Below are 22640 nucleotides of genomic sequence, written 5' to 3' on the forward strand. Positions count from 1 at the left end.
GACCAAGTAATCCAGGATATCCTGATAGAGCGAGTCATGTTCCTTTATGGAAAAGTGGCGCTTTGACGTTGTTTTCGAATTAACTCTCATTGACTTATCCTGCTCAACGCATGGTAAACATTTTACCTATCCACATACATTTGTATGAGGTCTTAAAGGCGCATCCAATGAGGCATGTAGCGCGGCTCACACTTCCTCTCGCCAAAACCGTGTGCTGTAGTTATTCAGTCCTCGGGTATAAGGGTCTGGCCGCACGTTGAATTCGTTCGGAATCGCGTTGCCGTCGCCACCATCTCTGAAATAATCCCGCACGGAACACAGAGCCGAGAATCTCAAGTTCCTCCATTCACGAGCCAAGCTCTCCTGTTGCTCCTCCTTTAACTTAGAGGCCGTTGGCTTGCGCTTAGTGTACGGCAGCGTATATGTTGGTGCGAGCTTTGCAAAGTGGGAAAACGTAATCGAACGGCGCTTCCATTCAGCCATCACTGACTCTCGCCACTGATAATTTACGCGCACGGTCATCTTCTCAGTAAACGCGTAAGGCCACGCAATGTCATCATCGACATAAAAGAGTTCTCTCTCTTTTCGCTCCACCTCTACTCTTTCTTTCATGCGATAAACTGCTGATGCCAAATCATCTCCCGCTCGGGACGCTTCAAATCTGGTTTCGTCAATCTTCCTGACTGACTTAGCAGCGACATAATTGCGCATTGCCCGCTGAAACTCACCATATGCCGACGAGACATACGGACCGCAGCTAGAAAGGCTAAATTTTGATGAGTCAAGAAGCCTCCTTTCTTCCATGCATCGGTCAATAAACCTTTCCAATTCATCAACGTCAATGGCATCAAGAGCCGCTTGCTCGTGATTGGACGTATAAATCGTTTCCATTTACGATCCCCCATAAGAACTATCTATTTGCTGACAGATATCATGTTTCATGTTGTATCCGCATTCGCTGCGGCCTTAATTAATCTCTTTCTCGGTTAACGCTCGACCGGCGAATTCACGATGCAGCTCAATGCGAACAGCCTCCTGGTCAACAGCACGGCTATCACAAAGGCTTGCCAACTTGTCAAACATCCAGAGCCCTGTACCTTTCCACTCTTGTTGTCCGTTTTTCCCTGAAGCCATTGAGTACGGGTGGGATGTGCGCGTGTCGCGTACCATCTCTGTCATGGGTTGATACAACGCACTCAAGCGCAGTTGCGGGAGTTTTTCGCGCAGAGAAAGCGCAATGCGTAGGCCCTCCCTGTCAAGATCTCCCCAAAAAAGCAGTTGTGGATGTGTTAATAGTTTCGAAATCTGATGAGACGCGCCACTTCGACTTAGCACCTCATATTGGCCTCCCAAAATGCTACCAACCAAACTTCCACCAGCAATGCTGTCTGACATCATGTTTAGTCCATATCCATACGCGGCGATCAAGGTGATGTCCGCATCCAACCCAGCGCGGACGGCTTCCTCATAAGTGGTTGTGTTCTCAATGAGTAAAACCGCTTTGGGATTGGCTGGGCCTGCGACAACTAGATAACGTGGCGTTGAGGGTAGATTAGCTACGCCAAGAATGCGCTTAACATTCTGTGGTAAGCGCTCAAGAATCTTTGAGGAACCCAGCAGCTCTTTGGCGCTTACACTGAACCCAAATGAGTCATTGTCTTCACATGTTGCTCCTTGTATTCGATGTAGTCCCGCCACGATTGAGATCATATCTTCATCATTCAAGTCAGCGAACATCTCGTGCAGTGGGATGAGGGCGGAACGAAGTTCGTTGCTCAAGTCGATTCGAGACAGCGCATGCTGCCACGCAACGCGGGAAGGAGAGCAATCAGCATCCCTTGGTGCTACGGTGGCGAATCCAGCAAAGGGGAGACCCAGGCGGTCGGGTGCATAATCGATTAAGCCTTGGTCTCGTAAATTGCGAAACGCTTCACGAAGCTCAATAAAATCTACATGTAATTGGTTTGCGGCTACGTTGACTAAGTTTGTTGCGCGAATTCGCCTAGTCTCGGATGATGATGAGCGTCTCAGCAGCCAGGAGTACAATTGGTTTTCCAGCTCATTCATGCCGCACCTCATTTTGATTTGAGTGCGCACTCATTTTTATAAAGGTAGCGAATCCGATGGTTCCATCAGGCCGACCATCCTCAAATCGAATAAAGCTACGCTCACCTTCAACTGATCGCCAGCCGGCCCTGCGGCCAATGATCAGCGACGGAAATATCCTCGCATTATTACGGTACTCAGGGTTATGTATCAAACCAATAAGCTGTAGGTTGGAGTTTGCCTCTCCCAAACCTTTAAAGGCCTCATCAATCAGCGCTCGATCAGTTAGGTTGCTAAAAAGACCATCGAAAAAGAGAATTCTTTGCGAGCGATCGCGTAGCCTCTTCTTTGCGCCACCCCCTAGATGTCTGCGTACAGCACATTCAAGGTGATACTCTGATTCCTTGATCAGCCACATCATTTGCAACGCCGCCTTTTGTCCTTCAGACAAGGATTTCTGAATCGGTTGGGTTTTACCGCCCCACATTCCCACATGGCGAAACTGAACTGAAGGCTCGGCAAAAATCCCATCAATGAGTGCGCGACGTACGTCATTTCGTATAGATTGGTCATCGCTATCACGTTTGCCGAAAATCGATTTTGTTGTGGCATCTCGCTTCCGTGCCTCAATACCATCGCGAAGTTTTTTCATGAGTTTGAGAATGTCTTCGTCGGAGATGATTGTTGCTTCAACAAAGAATCGTGCGTTGGGATTGCGCGCCATTACATCGTTCATGGTCTTTAAATTCATACGGCAACTTTCAACCAAGCGAGATAGAGTAGCTATGCTCTCGGTCTCAACCGTGCTGGCAGCCTCCTGCAACTCTTCGAGCTCAGATTGTTCCAATGCGAGGTCCTGACGCAATCGATCACCAAGGCGAGCAAGTGCTTGAAGTTGCTCAATGCTATTTGCCGCCTGGATTGCCTCAATTTCGGCCTGAGATAGTGCGTTATCCTCACTGTTTGTCGCCTTGGCGCAAAAGCTGGAACGTCGTGACTGAAAGTCCATTCGAGCCCTTTCTACGCACCTTTTGGCATCTCGAACGGCAGCTCCGCTTTGAACTACATCTACCTCTTCGATTTCTGTGCGTAGAGCTGTTAGCCGCATCGGATCGAATGGCCCTTTGTCATGCTGCCAGTCCATCAAATCAAACTTAAGGTCTTCAGCATTCTTGTACAGGTCATGGGCAGCAGCAGGGGTCGCCCCGCCTTCCCGCTGAGAGAGATCTGCAAGAAATGGCACAATCAGCTTTCGTTTCTCAATCAGGAAGTGAGCAAGTTCATGCAAGGCTTCTGCATTGCGACGAGCGGTACCCAGTAGCGCGTCCATTCTTTCGAGGTCGCGTTGGGCCCTCTGCGCGGTGTTCACGGCTTTCGCTCTAGACTCGACTGCTTCAGCAATTTGTTTCTGCAACGCAGTCTCATCGTCATTTTGATGGTCCTGAAAACTCTGTGCCCGTTCAAAACTCACCTGTGCGAGTGGCCGCAGCGCCTCAAGATCGTCTTTCAATTGTTGTTTGGTCTCATCCTTCCTCTCCATGAAGTGGGCATGCCCTTCAGCCTCGAAGTCAATAACTTTTCGCAAATCGGCCATCTGAGGCTCAATTTTGTCTTGGAAGTTCTGATGTTGAAGTGAAAGCTCCATGAACGCCTGATCTGAGTCTGCGCGTTCATCCTCAAGTTGCTTCAATACATCATGTCGGTGCTTCACCTCATTGCGTAATCGCTCGATGTCAGTTTGTATTTCGTCGATCCTTTTTAAACCACCGAGTCGCGCTAACTGTGCCGCGCCGTCGTGTGCTTGGATTGCCTCCCGTGAAGTGAGTATCTCCAATTCCTTGATCTGGGAGTCAAGTGATTCGAGGTCGGTGAGAAGTTCAGCTATCTCCTGCTCGGTGGTGTCACGAGCGTTGTCCGCACCGTGGCGAACGTAGTCAGCGGCCCTGGCAAGTGTTTGCAAAGCTGATTCGGTGATCAGTTGCTCAGCAATGGTGATTTTTGACTCCAGCTCCTTGAGCTTGCGATCAGCAGCATCAACCATTGCGACAGCGTCATTTTGTACCGCCGTTTGCGCAAGTAATGCTTGTCGGTATTCGCTTCTCTGTGGATTACATTCAGTTATCCGTGAGGCTGCGGCGTCGCAAATACTCCGTATCTGAGTGAGTTTCTGTTGTATCTCCCACTTGATTCTCTCAAGCGCTTCAGGGTCAATAAGAGCCTGAATTCGTCGTGTAGTGGCACCGGCGATGAACGCTACGGCGCCGCCACTGTTAGGCGTAATTGTGCCGGTGCTATGGATAGCTTCTAGCAACGGCTGTCGAATAATGATTGGGATATCGTTATCAGCTGACTGGAGTGTTGCTAATGCCTGCTGGACCATTTCGATTCCGTCGATAACCGGTGCTTCCAGAATCGAACCAAATGCGGAGAGCAGCGCTTGACAACGCTCTTTACTCGACCCCAACTCCAGAATTACTTTACGAAGTGGCTCGTATTCAATGCCTGCGCTCTGCAAATTACCTAATGCTTGCTCAAAACGAGCGTCATGAATAAGCGATAAGTCATCCAGCGTGTCTAGTTCATGTTCCAGTCTCTTGATGTCCAACAGCGCAGTGTGATGCTCTCTCTCTGCTGCTGCTCGTTTCTCATCGGTGTCACGTAGCCATTCTGAAGGGGAAATCCCATACTCGCGTAGATGCTTTGATAGCGCATCCGCTTGTGGCTTGTGTGTGAGTAGAATCCGCTCCTCATTGTTTTTTAATTGCATCAGCTTGGCCCAATCATCTTTTGGACGCAAATCAAGCGGGTTTCGTTCGCCAAAGAGCGCGATGAATTGGCGATATTCTTTCCCCAGTGCGCATAGTTGCTGGTGGAGACTTTTCTTCTGTTCTAATTCCTCGGTTTTGGGTCGAATGCGGGCTTGCAGCTGAATACGCTTATCGACAGGCGGTGACACCACGAGTGGGTCAACATCCCCGAACAACTGGTGAAATTGCTGATCCAGTTTGATTAATGGCGAGAGCATTGCCTGTTGATGCTGAAGCGCGGAAAGTTCAGCGCGGAATTCGCTAAGTTCTTGGGTCACCTTTAAGGTATTCGCATGCTTGCTATTGCACACAATCTGGGCTTGAGCGACAGCTTGCCTCAATTCATTTTTCTGCGCAGACAACTCAGCCAGTCGATCTGTGGGACTTTGAAGTCCGAGCGCTTGTTTCCAATTAAGAAAAGATTCCCATTTCTCGGTTAGTGCTGCGACACGTTGGACGTGCTCCAAGTGTGCCGAATCCCTTCTTGTAGTTTCTGCAGCCACCCACTCTTTGGCCTCGAGAGGCGAAGATCTCAATGATTCCGGTAGCAGAGCCGATTTCGCACAAAAATCTTGATATGCAGCGTGATTCTCCGCTCGCTGGGTGATTTGACGCTCTAATTCGAGTCTTCGCTTTTCGGCGGCATCACCCTCTGCCGAGGCGGCGAGTATCTCAGCTTTCAGCTCCGCAATACGCTTACCAAGCCTGAGCTGCTCTTGGCGAAACGGATTCGTATCCAGCCGCTGAGCCGCAACATCAAAGGCTGCGTCCAGAATGGCACTTTTATCTATTCCGTTGCCAATGCATCTTGCGACCAACTCACGAGCCCCGTCTTGGTCATAGTATCGGGTCTTTTTTTGTCGGCCTCCTGAGCCTTCAAAAATTTTGATATCACAGTTAAAATCAATAACTTGCGAGCTGGTAGGATGAGCTGTTAGGGGTCCTCTGTTGATTGACCTGCGGTCCGCAGCCTGATTTAGATGGCCAGTGGATTTACCTACTATTTGGGCAATAGCGCTATCAGCTATTACGATGCTGCCATCCTTATCTAGAGCCATTCCGGCAAGGCATTGGGTCACCTCCTGGCTCACTTGTGGGAGGCTGACATCACGGGGGATGCCAGGCAGAGCGGTGTCTCCTTGTGCGGCGAAGTATTCGAAAAAGGCGGCATCGCGGGCTAACGCCTGCAATTGCTTTTGATACGAGTGTTCCGCTTCCTGGATGGCCATTGCCGCGTCTAAAACTGGCGCGAATTCCTCCTCCATGGCTTGACGATGCTGCAAATAGCTTTGCTTGCGTTCGACCTCGAGTTTGGCATCAATAAAGCGAGTCATGGAGATGGTAATGGTGTCTTCAATCGCGCGTTCCCCTTCCTCTGCAGAATCCCCCATTAGATTGGCAAGTAGTTGTGGGGCGGCGACTGTCCGAAAATACGCTTCGTCAAAACGTTCGCCCGATTGCGTGACCACTTTCTTGAAGGTCGCGGAAGCATCCCCAGCACCGCTTCGATGAAATTGTACGTTCTGGCGGACAACCTCCGGGCTCATGAACTCACTAACCACCTTGCGCCAATCCGCAATCGTTCCGCGATGCCAGTCGGACTTGGCAACCTGGCGACGAAACTCATCGTTCGGGGTAAAAGCGATCTTGGAACCCTCCATTCGATACGCGGGTGCTGTTTCCAACGTTCCTGCATACCGATAGAACAACAAATCCTCATCACCTCGATTGGCGCAGACGCCAATGACATATCTCTTTGATGACGACTCCATCGCATCTGGGCCGATCAAAATGCGTTGTTGAGATAGCTCTTCATCAAGAATGGCAAACTCTATTCGCACATGGCTGTAGCCCGCCTCCATTGGCGCGCAGCGAATCAGGAATTCATTTTTTAGTTCCCGATCACGGCTTAGTACAAACAAAATTGCGTTTGTAACTGAGGTCTTGCCACCACCATTTGGTACTTGAATGGCGGTTGACAAGCCTCCAAGGACTAGCGTATTCGCTGGCCAAAGCGGACTCCAGCGCGCATGTCCCATACTCGGTTGCCAGCCTTCACATAAATAGTTCACGATTTCGATGCGAGTAATGACAGCCATTTATGACTCCTGTTGCTCCGCACGCTCATCAGGTCGAACGAGTAAAATGCGGCCTGACTCCAGCGGATTTGAATCCATCGCTCCGATCGTGCTTAGCCACGGCTCTAGACCCTGTAAATGGTTGTTGCGCATTTCTGCTGAGCTGAGCAACGACTGCCGGTAGCGGTCCTCTCCAAGACGATCAAGTAAGCCGCCATCGACCATCAAATCCAGAAAGCGATCGCAATATTGTTCGACTTGTTTCCCGGTCTCAGAGGTTAAGCATTTGTAAACGACATCATCATCCAATGAATCAGGACCCAGTTTTCTGACAAGTTCGTTAATGTATTCGTGTACCGATCGAGCAAGCTCCATGCGGGTAAAGTTGGTTTCGACGTAACGAGAAACTTCCGTTATCACTCGATTTCGCTTCGTATAGAAAAGACTGAAAAGCACAAACCAAATCTGGACAAACCAAATTCGTCGCTCCGTTACGCTGTTTCCTCGTAGCTGCATATACTCATCTATCCATGACTCGCTGAATAACTCATTGACTTCATCTAGTCGACGGAGCAGCAAAAACACGTGTCCGCCTGGCGCAATTCCTTGAGTGTTAAAGTCAGTGAAGTGCACCAAGTCATATCCAAATCCGCGGAACAATGCCTCTAATTCCGCTCGTTCGTCCAAGCTTGCGTCGCGTAAGGCGAGAGCGAATGAATGCTCATCTACTCTCGATTTTCGCTTACTCGCGGTGCTGTCCAGCTTTCTCGTTTTCAGCATGTGCGCCATGACTTGGCCCATAAAAATTGGCGTCATCAGTTAGCCTCTTGATTGAGTAAAATTAGCTCTAGATCTGCCATTGCGTACGTCCCAACGTCTGGATGTGACAGGCGGTCCAATTCCTTTGGTACGCGTACCTCAATGCTGGCATTTGTGCTGAGAAACCAAGGTGCAACGAAAATTCCGAGCAGTTCCTCCCATGCGGGCTGTCCCTCGACGTAGCACCAGCCCTTACTCGTTGCTTCGCTAAGTGAGAGAGGACCTTGTTTTAATCTGGTGACAATCTCCGCTCTATGAGCCTCCAGGAAAACAAGGCGCACGTCATTGGTAATAGCGGCGGCACCATCGGTGTCGAACTGAACGGCGTGAATTGCTTTTGTGGGTAGAATTCGCACTTTTCCCGCTGCGTCCATAGGAGAGGGATACTTCCCTGCAAAAGAAAGAGGTCCAAATTGACGAAAGAAGTACTTCAATTGACTGGTTGATGCGGGGCTCTTTACCAATCGAAGTGCTGCCTCAATGAAGTCAGGGGCTTCCACAACGGAGACGCGACGCTGAGCAGCGAGCGACGTTAGCTCAGAGATTTCCCGGCCAAAGGCCTCCAAGGCTTGATATACCGAAAGCAGGTGCTGTTCGAGCACAAAAATATCGATTGGAAGTGTTTGGTCGAGTTCGTCGCGCTCAAGCTTTCTGAGCGACTTTAACTCCGCATCTGCCTGGCGTAAGAGTTCCGCACTGTGTTTGATCACTTGTCGGTAGCGAGGCAGTTGTTCTTTGTAGACGATTGATTGTTGATCGACGAAGCCCTTTTCAATGGCTTGTCTAAGGTCAACACTTTCATAACGAATGGTGTCGAGAATGGAGGCGCAGAATATCGGTACGTTGGAAAAATCACCCGCTTGAATCGCTCGCAGTAGCTTGAGAACGTCACCTTCGGTGTAAGCGAACTTCTGAATATTGCCCGCAACCGCAATTGCTACCCTGCCTGTTGGAGCAAGTCGGTAGTCGTCAGCGTAATATGCTTTCTCAACTAACTCCGTCGCTTTATCACTTACCAGTTGTGGGACATCATCGCCTCGCACGATCGTCCAAAGCTCGGTGGAGCGCGAAAGCACATTTAATACATAGCGGAGATCGTCCGGATCCGCGCTAGGTCGGCTTAATCGAACTTCGGTGCACAGCGTCTCAAATCCAACAAACGCATTTCCCGAGCGATGCGCATGCTCTCGAAGCAAGTCCAGAACAGCCTCGGCGAGATCGATATAACGGCCATCTTTCAAGCCAGGTCTATTCTCCTGACTGTAGACCGGTGAATTACCCGGCGCTCGCAATGAATCATGTAAATCAATTAACCGGGCGCTGATTTTCAGCAGTGCTAAGCAGTCCATATGCCGACACCATATTTGTTTAAAGACTCATCTCTGGATGGCCGCTCGACTCCCTTCATCAGTCTGTCAGCCAATCTGGCAAGCTTAAGCTCCAGCCAATTGGTCATTGATGCAGTAGTTCGGTATACACGTCAAGTATGACAATCGTGGAGCGCATTTTTTGCGCCCAAAAGCTCGCGTTACACCGAATGTATTGGAGTATCTCAAATCGTTAGCTGCTTAACGCTGCAAAGCAGCAGAGCACATGATGAGCATTTGGATTTACCAAGCAGCCTTGGCATGGAGATATTGCCGTGCACAGCTCTTTGGGCCAACCTGTATTGATAGGATGCCTTCCGGGTCAATTGCTGACGCTTTACGAAAATGACTGAGCACATTGGCCGGAACGGCTGACCGGCATACTGATACGGACTAGGAAGTCGCTCAATCAAAGTGATGTTCATTCAGGAGGCGGTGGGAAGTTAGATGAAACACAAAGATCAAACATTGAGACTTTCAGAAGAAGCAGAGAGTTGCCAAAAGGGGGGACAAGGTGCTGCAATTGGCTTAGTACTCGATCCTGCCGTTTTACTTCGACATTATGGAATGCGAGTTGTTTAGTGAGGAGATATGAGTCATACAAATGAATACAAAGAAGGCTTTCTAAGTTTCACCAAGAATAAGGGAGAGCTCCATAATCCATATCCAATGGGTACGGCTCAGTTCAATGATTTTGAGTGTGGCTGGCTACAAGCTCAGCGGCGCACATCGGTTGAGGCAATCAAGGAGAATGAGCGGCAGCGGAAACTCCTTATGAAGGACGAAGAAGCTCTAGGCCGCAGACAAACGGAGGAGACAAAAAATGCGTACCTGCGGCGAAAGGGCTGATTCCCTGTTAAGTAATTCGCGCGGCTAAACAATCTAGCTATTCAGCGATGCCCAGAAAGTAGTAACGCCCAATGATGGGCGTCACAAGATTAGAAAAAATGAGGTAAACGGGTCAAAGGCCGTTTGGCGTGTCGACGATAATAGCCTTCAGTGCAGCTTCACGAGCCTTGCGCAACTTAGCCGTAGCAGGTCGACTATAAAGTTCGTTTTCCGAGGGCGGATTAACCAGCACATCATGCAGTACTTCATCGTACAATTTTTCCAGAGCCCGCATTTCCTTGCTGGTGTTATCCGCCAAACTCGTCTGATTGGTGGCGAGCTGAAATAGCAGATTCATAGTTGTACCCCGTTCCTGTGTAACCGAAGTCTAATGCAAAACTCGCGATGATTCATCGCACACAATAAATATTTACAATCCGGGCTTGGTGGGACCAGTTTCTACGTTAGAAGTTCCTAGGTCCCGGAACTGCCACGCCAGCTCCCCAAGTAGGAGCAGGTAGGGTGTAGCCAGGTTATAGAAAGATTTGGCCTTTTTTTCGGTATCCAAGATGAGATCAGCGTCAGATACAAGGTTAATAACCCCTATAGGACCTTGAGTCTGTGCGCGCCGAAGTCCCATGCTGACAAAAGAGCAGATACTCAGGGTTGTCTCGTTCTTAGGTGAGAAATACTCTTTAACCTGTTCTTGGATGATTTGGTCGAAGCTCGCACACCTATCTATTACGTTCGTACGAGAATGAAGCCAGTCGAACCCCTCTGCCAAGGCACAAGGACCTCCCGGGAGGTTGCGGACTTTTCTATCCAATGCCGCTTTGCGGCGATCACGATTGGCATTTCGAACAGGAAGAGAGAACACAAAAGCTTGTCCATCCGTCGCGGCAGACTCACTTCGCTCGTCACGCTCAACGGCGTCAACGGGTAACGCTGTCGTCAAATCGGTGAGTAGCAGGAGTACCCCAGTGTTGCCATTGGGCCAGACATCTGGGTCAAAAAAATGCAATCCTATATCCGTAGGCGCTATATCGTTCTTGATGAGGGTATTCGTGGGGTGGTAGAGCATCAAGCTGGCACGGTATTCTGCTCCAGGATTTTCATCCCAGCTCTTCACCAAGTGCAGCAGGCTTTTTTGAATAATCCGAATCGTGCTGGCGAGTGTAGCCAGGATTTCTAACTGCGTAAGGATGCGGCCATCCTTATCGGCTTTCCTGTATTTGTATTTGATAATCTCATCAATTGTCGAGCGATACTGCTGATAAACATAGAAGTAGTGCGTTGAGAATGAATTAATAAAATGACGTGGCGGTGACTCGGTGAGAATTTCTTTTGCGGTTTCCAGGGCTTTTCTTGTTACTTCTTGATACTCTTCATCTGACTCTGATTTTTTATAAGTAAATCCGATACCGAGCGCTAGCGCTACAACTATCAATACAGCCGTTAGGATAACACCTTCAATTCCAATCAATGCCTTGAGAAAGCTGTCCTCAATTAATTTTTCTATACCATTCGCATTGAGTTCGATTAACGTCGAAGAAAGAAAGCCAAGAATGAATGCGAACGTAGCGAACCATGTAGATAGATTCTTTTTGATCTTTGTCTTGTTCCGATAAATTGCGTAAAGGACAGCTACGGCAATGATGGTCGCCGTCAAAATAACAGGAGATATAGAGATATTCATACTTATTGTTCCCGCATCTGTCATTATTGCTTCAGCTCAATTTTGGCAATGCTGATAACGCTATTCATTCTGTATGATTATGAGCAGCCAGTGCCGCGCATTTATGGCGCCGCTCATGATAATCTAGCTACGGCCTTGACGATACTTGATGCAAGGCGCTCTATTTCTCGATCTTCAGTATGGTGCACACTCGTCCGCTTCCAATTGTACGCAAGCATTCCTCGCATGGTTCTAGCTTCTTTCTCCGTCACCAATCTATCAATGAAGTGGGAAAGCTCATAAAACGATGCTTTTTGCCCGGTGCCAAACTGGAGTATGTAAGTTCCATTTGCGCTTCCCCCGACAGGGTGCTGAGGTTCAATTTCGAGGATATAGTACGCTCCCAGCTTGGTTTCTAATTCAAACCATTGATACATCCTGGGTCTCAGAGGAGTTTCTCGCACGCAGCACCATCGATCACAATCCCAAACATTCGTTGTTGGTACTAAGCTGTCTAGATCGAGTCGACGTGTGCGTGTTTGTTGGCCAAGCGAAATCACACTCCAACTGTGAAGAAATGATTCGCTTCCTTTGTTTTTTAACCTGTCCTTTATGCTCTCCAGGAAACAAAGTGCATGAACAATCATGTTGAACTGCGCCTGATGCTCTTTTGGCTCAATTAGTCGTTGCGCTGGTTGCTGATTTGTTGTGTGCCATTGCGGGTCGAGACTCTGAACCTCAAGTTTGCTGGTTTCATTAAGTGTCGATGTAAACGGACCCGTTGAAAGCTCTGAGCCTGGGTCAATGTCCAAGAATATTTGCTTAATACCTTCTTCGGTCTTTATCGGTGGAACTCGATTTATCGACCTTCCGTTTAACCAATTGAAGCGATTGCTTTCAATTCTCAAAACACTTCGTGCCCGCATGCTGGCAGGAGGGCGGGGGCTTAAACTTGGTTTTCCTGTGGGGTCTCTATCGGCAATACCATTTCCACATGGCACCGAAATCGAGTCGTCAGATACAGTTGTCGACGAGTCTTCCTCTTTACTCACGAATAGGTCTTCGACAGGGAAAGGGTGTGAACATGTAAGAAGACGCACAGCCAAGTATGCTGGGACGGTATCATCAATACCCGTAAGCGGTAGCGCTTTGCACGTCAAGTCGGTATCTCCGGAGAATGGAAATATTGGTGTTGGCGAATATTTGAAGGAGTCGGCTATGCGTTGTTCTTGGGCCTTACCTGATAAGAGCGCGTATATGGATTTGGCACTGGCGCGTGCATGGTCACTTACGATTAACCTGGATATTGGCCATGCATCGTACAAACTTAGACCTCGTCGAAGTACGAAGTGGATACCCCCCGCTCCAACTCTCTGGACTAAGCCTCTACTATCCTGTTTCTGCGGAACGATAAAGTCTGTTAGCGCGTCAGCCCTGCCAGAAACGATTAATTGCATCAGCCGGGTGGATGTGCCCCAGTAAAATCTCGCGATTTCAATAACGGGGACATAAAGAACTCCGCGCTCCAAGTCGATTTTTACACACGGGGAGAAAATTCCGTTTCCAACACTGTAATACTCTCGAGGTACCCAATTACCGGCCCGTTCGACCTGAGACAGCTTCGGGATTTTCGCTTGAAATGTGTACGTTCGTACTCCACGACGAAACCAATTGTTTGGCTGAAACGAGCCTTCCTTACATGTCGTTCCAACACCTATTGTGGGGAGGAGGCCACACGGAATCGCAACGGCTAGTCTATTTCTTTCGCTCGAGGATCCACGAATACGCTCAATCTGAACATAAAAAGAAGGGTCTCCAAGGGAACTACCGGGCACTCGATTACCGAGCCAGTAAACAGTCCATTCGTCGTCCTGTAAGCCGGGAATTCGGAGTTCGTTTAGCTGCATCCATGAGTACCATAATTCCATTTAGTGTTGGAACTTAGCACTTAGCGTTCACCTATTCCAAATAAAATTGGATTTAACACTACCGCCAACCAGGGCCACCGCCGAGGCGGTGTGATGCGGCGAACGGAAGGGGCGTTGCTTCCATTGTTCGCGCTCGATGCCGTTATGGCTGATGGAGCAGACGGCGGCGCTTTCCACCGCCTCGTTATCGCTCATTTCCGGCAGGATGCCCGGTAGCCGGCTCGCCAGCATGGTTTTGCCGGTGCCCGGCGGGCCGATAAACAGCAGATTATGGCCGCCGGCTGCAGCGATGGTGAGCGCTCGCTTCGCCGTGGCTTGGCCGTGGACATCGGCCAGATCCGGGTAGTGCCGGCCATTTCTTTTTTCCGAGGTCGCTTCGACAAACTCTGGCAATCGCTGCTGGCCGCTCAAATGCGCGCAGACCTCCAGCAAATGCGACGCGCCGTAAAGCTTGCCGCCGGCCAGGCTCGCTTCCTCGGCGTTCAACTGCGGCACAATCAGCTCGCGCTCGGCGGCACGACAGGCGAGCGCTACCGGCAAACTGCCTGGCACTCGGCGCAGTTCACCGGACAAGGCGAGTTCGCCAATAAACTCGCGCTGCTCCAGTTCCTTCGCAGGAAGCTGGCCAGAAGCAGCGAGAATGCCAAGCGCGATCGGCAAATCGAAGCGGGCGCCGTCTTTGGGTAGATCGGCCGGGGCGAGGTTGACGGTGATGCGCTGCGCCGGGAATTCAAAGCGGGCGTTGATCAGCGCGCTGCGAACCCGGTCTTTGCTTTCTTTGACGGCGGCTTCCGGTAAGCCAACGATATTGAACGCCGGCAGACCCGGCGACAGATGTACTTCGACAGTGACCAAAGGCGCCTGCACGCCAAAGCCGGCCCGGCTATAAACCAACGCTAGTTGCATGACTCGTCCCTGAGTCCCGTCCATCCGCATGTCCTTATGAAGCTACTGTAATCGAGCGCTCGCTGTTGGCACTATGGTCAATGTCTCAAGCTGCTGTGGCAGCTTGGCGTTATTGTTCCGCCGCTTTCATTTCCGCCAGTTGTTTTTCCAGCGCGTCGATTTTTTCGCGGGTGCGGGCCAGCACTTTCACTTGCGCATCAAACTCTTCGCGAGTGACCAAATCCAGTTTGCCAAGCTGAGCGGTAAGCAGTGTGCGGAACGTCGTCTCAAGCTCCGATTGCATGGCGCGCATCGACGGCGGCAAACTTTCACCCAGCCGGCGGGCCAGGTCTGCTATGGTTTGGGCATCAATCATCTTGGCTGATTACGGTGTGTTTTGGTAACAGGCGCCTAGTATACGGGGAAACGATGAAAGGGCTGATTCTGCTGTGCTTACTCGCTGTGCCGATCAGCGCTGCCGAGATGTACCGCTGGGTAGACAAAGACGGTCGCGTGCATTTTTCCGACAAACCGCCACCCGATGCGGTCAACAGCAATAAAGTGACCGTCAAAGAAGCGCCCCGTCTGTCCGGCAATGACGAAGGCGAGGATAGCGCCGAGCGGGTGCAGCGCGCCGTGACCGCGATGCAAGGCGATCGACAGGCCCGGGAAGCAGGCAGAGCCGAGCAGCAAAAGCAAAAAGCCGAACGGCAAGCGGCCTGTGAAAAGGCGCAGAAAGAATGGAATGACTACAACCGGGCTAATATTCGGGTAACCCGTGACGAGAACAATGAAGTGCGTGGCTTGAGCGAACAGGAAATGCGCGACATCGAGCAGCAAATGCAGCAGCAGATCCGCCGTTATTGCTCCTGAGCCAATTCATGATGGCGGGCCGCGCCGGCACTGGTTTCGACGACATTGAGTCCGGACAGAAAAAAAGGTTTTCATGATGGTCAATTTGCGTACAATGCGCGCCTTTCCGCCGCTTCACCTGCTCACCCCTTTTCCGACCTTGGTCCCGGAGTCGTTCAATGACCGATAAGCTCGTCCAGCAAGCCCGCGCCATCTATAACACCCGTCAATGGAGTGCCGGCTATTTCGATATCGCCAGCAATGGTGAAGCGGTGGCACTGACGCGCCGGGACGATCGGAACAGCGCCATTTCGCTGCCGAATCTGGTCAAGGAAATCGAAGCGCGCGGGTTGTCGCTGCCGGTGCTGATTCGTTTTGCCCATATCCTGCACGACCGGGTCGATACCCTGTGCGGTGCATTTCAAAAGGCGATCAAAGACAACGACTACCAAAACAGCTACACGGCCGTGTATCCGATCAAGGTCAATCAGCAACGCGCCGTGGTTGAGGAGTTGGTCAAGCATGGTGGCTGTGAGCGTTTTGGTTTGGAGGCGGGTTCCAAACCGGAACTGATGGCAGTGCTCGGCATGCCGATGCCGAAAGGCTCGAAAGTGGTTTGCAACGGTTACAAAGATCGCGAATACGTGCGCCTGGCGTTGATCGGTGAAAAACTCGGTCGCCATGTTTACATCGTTGTTGAAAAACTCAATGAACTGAATCTGATTCTGGAAGAAGCCGACAAGCTCGGTGTTACACCGCGCATCGGGGTGCGTGTGCGCCTGATGTCGATGGGCAAAGGCAAATGGCAGAACACCGGCGGTGAAAAATCGAAATTCGGCTTGTCGGGCGCGCAGGTGCTCGACATTGTTCACCGCTTGAAAGAGGCCGGACGTATTGACTGCCTGCAGATGCTGCACTTTCATTTAGGTTCGCAAATCGCCAACATCCGCGATATTCAGCGCGGCATGAAAGAATGCGCGCGCTACTTTGTTGAGCTGCACAAGCTCGGCGCCAATATCCGTGTCGTTGATGTCGGTGGTGGTTTGGGGGTCGATTACGAAGGCACGCAAACGCGTTCGTATTCTTCGATGAACTACACGGTGCAGGAATACGCCAACAACGTTGTCCATGCGCTCAATGAAGTCTGTGCTGCCGAGAACATCGAGCACCCGCATATCATCACCGAATCGGGCCGGGCGCTGACCGCGCACCACGCGATTCTGGTCGTTAACGTCATCGATATCGAAAGCAGTTTGCCGAAAGGCGAAGTCGAGCCGGTAGGCGAAGATGAGCACAAAGTGCTGCAGGAACTGTGGACGACCTACAACAATCTGACCGCGCGCAGTGTGCTGGAAGCCTACCACGACAACTCGTATTTGCTCAGCGAAGCGCAATCGCTGTATGTGCACGGCATGTTGAGCCTGACCGAATGGGCGCGCGCCGAGCAGCTTTATTACGCGACCTGCCATGCGGTGCGACCGCTGCTTGATACCTCTTCGCGCGCGCACCAGGAAATTCTGAACGACTTGAACGAGAAACTCGCCGATAAACTATTCTGCAATTTCTCGCTGTTCCAGTCGCTGCCGGATGCCTGGGGTATCGATCAGGTGTTCCCGGTCATGCCACTCAATCGTCTGAACGAAAAAACCGATGCACGCGCCGTGTTGCAAGACGTCACCTGCGATTCCGATGGCCGAATCGAACACTATGTTGATGAAACCGATGTTGAAGCAACGATGCCAATGCCGGTTTATCGCGAAGACGAGCGCAACCTGATTGGGATTTTCATGGTTGGCGCTTACCAGGAAATTCTCGGCGACATGCATAACCTGTTTGGCGATACCGATTCGGTCATGGTCGTCAGTCAGCCGGACGGCGGCTACGTGCTGACCCAGTGCGAAGAAGGCGACACGATAGCCGATGTCTTACGCTACGTGCATTTTGAACCGGAGACTTTGCTGCGTTCTTATCAAGAACAGATCATGAGCTCCGAGATGAGCGTGGCCAGCAAGAAACAATGTCTGGATGTGCTACGGGCCGGATTGTCCGGCTACACTTATCTGGAAGAGTAAAAACAAAAGGGGATGCCAAGGCATCCCCTTGTTGTATCCGCATGATCCAAGAAAACCTCTCACAAAAGGAGTCAGTGATGAAAGTGAATATCAGCATCGATGGCAGTCCCGATGAAGTTCGCGCCTTTTTTGGTTGGCCACCGGTGGCACAACTGCATGAAGAGTTACTGAGAAAAATGCAGGAACAAATGGCGTCCGGTGCACCAGGTTTTGACCCGGCCTCCGTAATGAAAAACATGATGCCTGAACATCTGCAAAATATGATGAGCATGCAGCAGGCGTTCTGGCAGCAGATGGCGACGCAAGGCGAGAAAAAAGACAAAGATAAGTGAACTCCGTGCTTAACGAGAGATACCTGCATTCACATATGACAAACAACATAGACTCGCCGGACTTCGTTGCTGCCTATGTAAGGTCGCTATATGCGGCCTCTGTAGCTGAGCGATTCGATACGCAAGACTCTTGGGCCTCCGATGCGGTAACCCTTATTGCCTTTGATGATCCGCAAAAACTTATCAGCATAGTATTGAGGGTTTTAGATACAGACCCGCCAGACGAAATTTTGCCAGTCTTGGCAGCAGGACCGCTTGAAGATTACCTCTGTCATTGTGGCATTGACGCAATCGAAAATTTAGAGCGCCTGGTGGAGAACAACGCTCAACTGCGGAATCTGCTGGGTGGTGTTTGGAAAAATTCCATGTCAGACCTAGTCTGGGAGCGAGTGCAAAAAATTTGGGATCGCACCGGTTGGGATGGGAACTAGCCAGACCAGAAATACAATCTTTCGCATATAGGGAAAACGCATGGTCGCCAGCCAACGTCTATACAGCATCGATCGCTTGCGAGGTCTGGTCATCATTCTGATGGCGCTCGATCATGTTCGCGATTTCTTTTCGCCAACGCCTTTCTGGCCTGAAGATGTCAGCCAGACGACACCAGAGTGGTTCTTCACCCGCTGGATAACGCATCTCTGCGCGCCGCTGTTCATTCTACTCGCTGGTACGTCGGCATTTCTGCGTGAACAGAAGGTCGGCAAAATTGCCATGAGCCATTACCTGGCGACGCGCGGTTTGATGCTGGTGATTCTGGAAGTGACGATCATTTCGTTTTCCTGGCAGCTCAGCACGACGCCGATTGTATTCTTGCAGGTGATCTGGGCCATTGGTGTCAGCATGATCGTGCTGGCCGCGCTCATTCATCTGCCGAACTGGGCGATTGCCATTTTCGCGTTCGGACAAATTGTCTTGCACAACCTGCTCGATCAGCTGAATCAAGGCGATATGGGCTTTGCCTATGCATCGCTGCACTTCAGCGCCTACTTCCCTTGGCATAGCAGTGGCTGGGGCGCATTTGTCGCGTATCCGCTGATCCCGTGGATGGGCGTAATGGCCGTCGGTTATCTCCTCGGCAACTGGATGATACAAGCGAGCAATGAGCGGCAGAAAAAACTGGTCTGGACCGGCGTTGCTTGCATCGTCATTTTTCTGATCTTGCGTGCCGTGAATCTGTACGGTGATCCGGTGCCATGGAGCGAGCAGGAGCGAGGTCCAGTTTACACGCTGCTGTCGTTTTTGAATCTGGCCAAGTATCCACCGTCGCTACTATATTTGCTTATCACCATTGGTCCCGGATTATTGTTGCTGCGCTGGTTCGAGAAAGTGCCGCCGGTTGGTGACAGTGTGCTGCTGTTGTTTGGTCGTCATCCGTTGTTTTTCTATTTGATTCATATCCCGATCATTCATTTGCTGGCGATGGCTTATGCCCATTTCACCTGGGGCGAGATGCCTTCGTTATTCGGCGCCCAGCCCTACTTTCCGCCGGGCTATGAAGCCAGTTTGCTACGCTTGTATCTGGCATGGATTTCGATACTGATTCTGCTTTGGGCCGCGTGCCATTACTGGGATCAGTATCAGCAAAAGAAACGACTGGTGAGACGATGAATGGCGATCATTTTTCTGCGGTAGCGCAAAGCTATGCTGAGTTTCGTCCGCAATACCCACTGAGCTTGTATCAATGGTTACGGCGACAGGTGCCAACCGCGAAGCGGGTTTGGGATGTTGGCTGCGGTTCCGGTCAGGCGACACTGATGCTAGCCGATCATTTCGCCGACGTGATCGCCACCGACATCAGCGAGCAACAATTGGCGAAAGCCGAGACGCGCGACAATATTCGTTATCTGCATGCTGATGAACAATGTCCGGAACTCGCCGATCAATCAATTGATTTGATCACCGTGGCGCAAGCACTGCACTGGTTCAATCTCGATCGCTTTTACCCGGAGGTCAATCGAGTATTGAAACCGGAGGGCGTGTTGGCGGTCTGGACCTATTCACCGATTCGTCTGCGTGATGAAAGCTTGAACACGATCATGCAGGACTATTATCAGCGCGTTGCCGCACCATGGTGGCCGCCGGGGCGTGAGCATGTCGACCGCGGTTACCGCGATTTGTCGTTTCCATTCCCGACGCTACCCGATCCGCAAATCGAGATGTCGCAAACGATGACCATCGATGGATTATGCGGTTATGTGCGCAGTTGGTCGGCCAGCGCCCGCTGCATGGAAACCACCGGCAAGGATCCGACCGAGGAACTTTATCAGGCCTTGTTGCAACAGATTACGCCGGAGCAAACCGTTGAGGTTTACTGGCGGCTGACCGTACGCGCTGGTCGCAAATCGCTTTGAACGTTTACCGACGGCCTAACTATTGACTGAAAAGCCGCGTTGACGGGATCTTGATCGTCGCGTACCGGTAGTACTGTGCTTTTGCCGAAAACTGTGGCGGTAATCCGGCTTTCTGCCGCAATGCGATCAGAAAATCCTGTGGTTCGGAAAAATGCGACCAGACTTCCGGCAGAAATGTCGCGCGCCGATGCTCCTGCACCACGGTCACGCCGTGGACCTCCGGTCGCAGTTGCTGCAGTAATTCCGTTTCGTTTTCAGTAATCAGGGCTTCCGATGGCAGCAACACCGATAAGCTCAGCATCGTTTGTGGCCATTCCTCAGCGCTCAATGGTTTAAAGCGCGGATCTTCAAACGCTGCTGCCCTGGCATTGAACCAGATGTCCTCAGCCAGGCTACGGCGTGGCTGCAGGCTGCCAACGCAGCCGCGCAAGGATTCATCAATATGCAGCGTCACAAACACCGATAGCCATTCATGCAACCAGCTCGGCAGTGACGACCAATCTGGCGGCTGCTGCTCACCAAGAAAATACTGGCCAACACTCCGTCGTGCCAGCTCCAAGGCCTGCTGCTGCTCTGCCGAATCCGGTGCTGCCATCAACTCAGTGGACGACAAAGCTGGCATAACCGACGACATGATCGCGCTTGCCGGCCGTGTCGCCGGAATTGCGGTAGTCGACACAATGAATCTGCCAATGATGTTGATGGGCGAAACGCAAGAAGCCGTTCAACGGATAGGCGCCACAGGCTTCGTTGCCACGCATCTGTTGTTCTGCGGCTTCGATTTTCTCAATCGTGTGTTCATCGACTTCTACCGCTTCGTCATAAGGCAGGTAATGAGACAGGTCGCTGCTGAGCAAAAGCAAAGTCTGTTCATCGCTAAGTTGTTCAATCGCCCCGGCAAGCTCCTCGGCACTGCATTGGCCGACGACCAAGGGGAAGATGGTGACATCCGGCAGAATCGTTTGCAGGAACGGCAGTTGCACTTCCAGCGAATGCTCATCCTCATGTGCGTCATCACGAATTTTTATCAGCGGAATTTTTTTAGAACGATCTCGTAATGTTCGATCAATCGGCACGATACCAAGCGGCGTTTCAAACGCATCGAAATTGCTGGCGGCTAAACCACGTAGTGCAACGCGGTGTGCCGGTCCAAGCAGCAATACTCGTTGAAATGTTTTGCCCGCAAGCAAACGGTAAGCGCTCGCCGCTACCGAGCCGGAATAGCGATAGCCGGCATGCGGGGCTATCAGTGCCTTGACTGCCGGTACTTCAATCGGCAACGGTTCATTGAGTAAATCCGTGACCAGGTGTTTCAGTGCAGTGGTTGAAGCCGGGTAAAACATTCCGGCCACGGCGGCCGGTCTTACGTTCATAGTCAATTCTCCATGGCGTTACACTGATTGCACTATTATCCATAGACCGAGTCCAACAACCAGACAAGGTTTAGACTTTGATGGTCACAACAAGGTTCGTGCAATAACAACATGTGAAGCATGAACCAGCCATGACAAACGTGATGAATGACGCTTACACGATACCCGGACGTTACTGGTACACCATGGATGACGGGCGCTTGCACTGCACGCTTTGTCCTCGCTCGTGCAAAATTCATGAAGGTCAGCGCGGCCTGTGTTTTGTTCGTGGCGCCGAAGCGGGCCAGATGTGGCTTTACAGTTATGGCCGTTCCAGCGGTTTCTGTATTGACCCGATTGAGAAAAAGCCGCTGAATCATTTTTTGCCGGGATCGAGTGTGCTGAGTTTTGGTACTGCCGGTTGTAATCTCGCCTGCAAGTTCTGCCAAAACTGGGATATCTCGAAAGCGCGTGAAATGGATAAGCTGGCGAGCTATGCCGGGCCGGAGCAAATTGCCACGCACGCCAAACAGCTTGGTTGTCGCAGTATTGCCTTTACCTATAACGATCCGGTCATCTTTCTCGAATACGCGGTCGATTGCGCACAAGCGGCGCACGAGCAAGGTTTGAAAGCGGTGGCGGTAACAGCTGGCTATATCACTGAACAAGCCAGGCCGGAGTTCTATCGCTATATGGATGCTGCCAATGTCGATCTGAAAGCCTTCACGGAATCGTTCTATAAAAAGCTCTGCGGTGCTTCACTGGAGGCCGTCAAGGAAACTTTGGTGTATTTAAGAAAAGAAACCACGGTCTGGTTTGAAATCACCACCTTGCTGATTCCCGATCACAACGATAGTGACGAAGAAATCCATGAGATGTGCACCTGGATTGCTGAACACATTGGCGTCGATGTGCCCCTGCATTTCACCGCGTTTCATCCTGACTTCAAGATGATGGATATTCCGCGCACGCCGGCTTCAACGCTGACACGAGCCCGTGATATCGCGCTGAAATATGGTTTGCACTACGTGTACACCGGCAATGTTCATGATCGATTAGGCAGCAGTACCTATTGTCCGAACTGTCACCGAGGCGTCATCGAACGCGATTGGTATGAGCTGGGCGAATACGTGCTTGATGTGACCGGGCATTGCCGTCACTGCGGAACCACCATAAGCGGCGTATTCGATGGCCTACCGGAACGCTTCGGTAGACGAAGAATTCCGGTGAGTTTGTCGGCGTAGTAAA

Annotated in this window: 19 protein-coding genes and 1 pseudogene; 8 read left to right on the forward strand and 12 right to left on the reverse strand. The window is 51.1% G+C overall.

Translation table 11 applies throughout. The features are described from left to right. Positions 1-186 precede the first annotated feature (186 nt). From E2H98_RS11015 to E2H98_RS11035, 5 genes are all read right to left on the reverse strand, one after another. A complete protein-coding gene (locus E2H98_RS11015; RefSeq protein ID WP_133591003.1) occupies positions 187-891 on the reverse strand; it encodes a hypothetical protein in 705 nt (234 codons plus the stop codon). Positions 892-966: 75 nt separating this feature from the next. Further along, positions 967-2067, reverse strand: coding sequence for a Wadjet anti-phage system protein JetD domain-containing protein (locus E2H98_RS11020; RefSeq protein ID WP_157591355.1), 1101 nt, complete (start codon positions 2065-2067; stop codon positions 967-969). After that, positions 2060-6952: a coiled-coil domain-containing protein gene (locus tag E2H98_RS11025; RefSeq protein WP_133591007.1), complete on the reverse strand. Its 4893-nt coding sequence runs from the start codon at positions 6950-6952 to the stop codon at positions 2060-2062. The genes E2H98_RS11020 and E2H98_RS11025 overlap by 8 nt, the downstream gene beginning before the upstream one ends. Next, entirely contained in the window at positions 6953-7747 is a 795-nt protein-coding gene (locus E2H98_RS11030) for an SAM domain-containing protein (protein ID WP_133591009.1), read from the reverse strand. It lies immediately after the preceding gene. Beyond that, positions 7747-9099 (reverse strand): hypothetical protein, encoded by a 1353-nt coding sequence (locus tag E2H98_RS11035; protein ID WP_133591011.1) that lies wholly within the window; start codon positions 9097-9099, stop codon positions 7747-7749. Before E2H98_RS11035 ends, E2H98_RS11030 begins: the two co-directional genes overlap by 1 nt. A gap of 609 nt (positions 9100-9708) precedes the next feature. On the opposite strand from E2H98_RS11035, the gene E2H98_RS11040 reads away from it, so the two are divergent. Further along, complete coding sequence (locus E2H98_RS11040; RefSeq protein WP_133591013.1) at positions 9709-9966, forward strand: hypothetical protein; 258 nt, start codon at positions 9709-9711, stop codon at positions 9964-9966. 112 nt (positions 9967-10078) lie between these two features. Here the strand turns inward: E2H98_RS11040 and E2H98_RS11045 are convergent, their stop codons facing one another. The 5 genes and pseudogenes from E2H98_RS11045 to ubiK all read right to left on the reverse strand — a co-directional run bounded on the left by E2H98_RS11045 (position 10079) and on the right by ubiK (position 14809). Beyond that, positions 10079-10303, reverse strand: coding sequence for a hypothetical protein (locus E2H98_RS11045; protein ID WP_133591014.1), 225 nt, complete (start codon positions 10301-10303; stop codon positions 10079-10081). A gap of 72 nt (positions 10304-10375) precedes the next feature. Continuing rightward, a complete protein-coding gene (locus E2H98_RS11050; protein WP_133591016.1) occupies positions 10376-11641 on the reverse strand; it encodes a hypothetical protein in 1266 nt (421 codons plus the stop codon). A gap of 113 nt (positions 11642-11754) precedes the next feature. Further along, complete coding sequence (locus E2H98_RS11055; RefSeq protein WP_133591018.1) at positions 11755-12672, reverse strand: hypothetical protein; 918 nt, start codon at positions 12670-12672, stop codon at positions 11755-11757. Between the two features lie 936 nt (positions 12673-13608). Continuing rightward, a pseudogene (locus E2H98_RS11060) lies at positions 13609-14454 on the reverse strand (YifB family Mg chelatase-like AAA ATPase); the annotation flags it as partial. 109 nt (positions 14455-14563) lie between these two features. Then, complete coding sequence (gene ubiK, locus E2H98_RS11065) at positions 14564-14809, reverse strand: ubiquinone biosynthesis accessory factor UbiK (protein WP_133591022.1); 246 nt, start codon at positions 14807-14809, stop codon at positions 14564-14566. 53 nt (positions 14810-14862) lie between these two features. Here ubiK and E2H98_RS11070 point away from each other — a divergent pair, with 53 nt between their 5' ends. The 6 genes from E2H98_RS11070 (at position 14863) to E2H98_RS11095 (ending at position 20040) form a co-directional block, all read left to right on the forward strand. Next, positions 14863-15306 (forward strand): DUF4124 domain-containing protein, encoded by a 444-nt coding sequence (locus tag E2H98_RS11070; RefSeq protein ID WP_133591024.1) that lies wholly within the window; start codon positions 14863-14865, stop codon positions 15304-15306. A 158-nt stretch (positions 15307-15464) separates the two neighbouring features. Next, positions 15465-17357: a biosynthetic arginine decarboxylase gene (speA, locus tag E2H98_RS11075; RefSeq protein ID WP_133591026.1), complete on the forward strand. Its 1893-nt coding sequence runs from the start codon at positions 15465-15467 to the stop codon at positions 17355-17357. A 77-nt stretch (positions 17358-17434) separates the two neighbouring features. Continuing rightward, complete coding sequence (locus tag E2H98_RS11080; RefSeq protein WP_133591028.1) at positions 17435-17689, forward strand: DUF6489 family protein; 255 nt, start codon at positions 17435-17437, stop codon at positions 17687-17689. 35 nt (positions 17690-17724) lie between these two features. Next, positions 17725-18120 carry a DUF6869 domain-containing protein gene (locus E2H98_RS11085; RefSeq protein ID WP_133591030.1) on the forward strand — a complete coding sequence of 132 codons (396 nt, stop codon included), beginning with the start codon at positions 17725-17727 and terminating at the stop codon, positions 18118-18120. Positions 18121-18160: 40 nt separating this feature from the next. Beyond that, positions 18161-19297 carry a DUF1624 domain-containing protein gene (locus E2H98_RS11090; protein ID WP_133591032.1) on the forward strand — a complete coding sequence of 379 codons (1137 nt, stop codon included), beginning with the start codon at positions 18161-18163 and terminating at the stop codon, positions 19295-19297. Continuing rightward, the gene (locus E2H98_RS11095; RefSeq protein ID WP_157591356.1) at positions 19294-20040 is read left to right on the forward strand and encodes a class I SAM-dependent methyltransferase; all 747 of its coding nucleotides are present in this window, start codon (positions 19294-19296) and stop codon (positions 20038-20040) included. The genes E2H98_RS11090 and E2H98_RS11095 overlap by 4 nt, the downstream gene beginning before the upstream one ends. 19 nt (positions 20041-20059) lie before the next feature. Here E2H98_RS11095 and amrA read toward each other — a convergent pair whose 3' ends face one another. Then, a complete protein-coding gene (gene amrA / locus E2H98_RS11100; RefSeq protein WP_133591035.1) occupies positions 20060-20674 on the reverse strand; it encodes an AmmeMemoRadiSam system protein A in 615 nt (204 codons plus the stop codon). After that, complete coding sequence (gene amrB, locus E2H98_RS11105) at positions 20640-21413, reverse strand: AmmeMemoRadiSam system protein B (RefSeq protein WP_133591037.1); 774 nt, start codon at positions 21411-21413, stop codon at positions 20640-20642. The genes amrA and amrB overlap by 35 nt, the downstream gene beginning before the upstream one ends. 131 nt (positions 21414-21544) lie before the next feature. On the opposite strand from amrB, the gene amrS reads away from it, so the two are divergent. Beyond that, the gene (gene amrS, locus E2H98_RS11110; RefSeq protein WP_198325102.1) at positions 21545-22636 is read left to right on the forward strand and encodes an AmmeMemoRadiSam system radical SAM enzyme; all 1092 of its coding nucleotides are present in this window, start codon (positions 21545-21547) and stop codon (positions 22634-22636) included. Positions 22637-22640 lie beyond the last annotated feature (4 nt).

It is taken from the genome of Permianibacter aggregans (assembly GCF_009756665.1).
Classification (GTDB): Bacteria; Pseudomonadota; Gammaproteobacteria; order Enterobacterales; family Permianibacteraceae; genus Permianibacter; species Permianibacter aggregans.

Excerpts from the sequence above, each read along its gene's own strand:
- E2H98_RS11015 (WP_133591003.1), bottom strand. The coding sequence starts at position 891 with ATGGAAACGATTTATACGTCCAATCACGAGCAAGCGGCTCTTGATGCC.
- E2H98_RS11020 (WP_157591355.1), bottom strand. The coding sequence starts at position 2,067 with ATGAATGAGCTGGAAAACCAATTGTACTCCTGGCTGCTGAGACGCTCA.
- E2H98_RS11025 (WP_133591007.1), bottom strand. The coding sequence starts at position 6,952 with ATGGCTGTCATTACTCGCATCGAAATCGTGAACTATTTATGTGAAGGC.
- E2H98_RS11030 (WP_133591009.1), bottom strand. The coding sequence starts at position 7,747 with ATGACGCCAATTTTTATGGGCCAAGTCATGGCGCACATGCTGAAAACG.
- E2H98_RS11035 (WP_133591011.1), bottom strand. The coding sequence starts at position 9,099 with ATGGACTGCTTAGCACTGCTGAAAATCAGCGCCCGGTTAATTGATTTA.
- E2H98_RS11040 (WP_133591013.1), top strand. The coding sequence starts at position 9,709 with ATGAGTCATACAAATGAATACAAAGAAGGCTTTCTAAGTTTCACCAAG.
- E2H98_RS11045 (WP_133591014.1), bottom strand. The coding sequence starts at position 10,303 with ATGAATCTGCTATTTCAGCTCGCCACCAATCAGACGAGTTTGGCGGAT.
- E2H98_RS11050 (WP_133591016.1), bottom strand. The coding sequence starts at position 11,641 with ATGAATATCTCTATATCTCCTGTTATTTTGACGGCGACCATCATTGCC.
- ubiK (WP_133591022.1), bottom strand. The coding sequence starts at position 14,809 with ATGATTGATGCCCAAACCATAGCAGACCTGGCCCGCCGGCTGGGTGAA.
- E2H98_RS11070 (WP_133591024.1), top strand. The coding sequence starts at position 14,863 with ATGAAAGGGCTGATTCTGCTGTGCTTACTCGCTGTGCCGATCAGCGCT.
- speA (WP_133591026.1), top strand. The coding sequence starts at position 15,465 with ATGACCGATAAGCTCGTCCAGCAAGCCCGCGCCATCTATAACACCCGT.
- E2H98_RS11080 (WP_133591028.1), top strand. The coding sequence starts at position 17,435 with ATGAAAGTGAATATCAGCATCGATGGCAGTCCCGATGAAGTTCGCGCC.
- E2H98_RS11085 (WP_133591030.1), top strand. The coding sequence starts at position 17,725 with ATGACAAACAACATAGACTCGCCGGACTTCGTTGCTGCCTATGTAAGG.
- E2H98_RS11090 (WP_133591032.1), top strand. The coding sequence starts at position 18,161 with ATGGTCGCCAGCCAACGTCTATACAGCATCGATCGCTTGCGAGGTCTG.
- E2H98_RS11095 (WP_157591356.1), top strand. The coding sequence starts at position 19,294 with ATGAATGGCGATCATTTTTCTGCGGTAGCGCAAAGCTATGCTGAGTTT.
- amrA (WP_133591035.1), bottom strand. The coding sequence starts at position 20,674 with ATGTCGTCGGTTATGCCAGCTTTGTCGTCCACTGAGTTGATGGCAGCA.
- amrB (WP_133591037.1), bottom strand. The coding sequence starts at position 21,413 with ATGAACGTAAGACCGGCCGCCGTGGCCGGAATGTTTTACCCGGCTTCA.
- amrS (WP_198325102.1), top strand. The coding sequence starts at position 21,545 with ATGACAAACGTGATGAATGACGCTTACACGATACCCGGACGTTACTGG.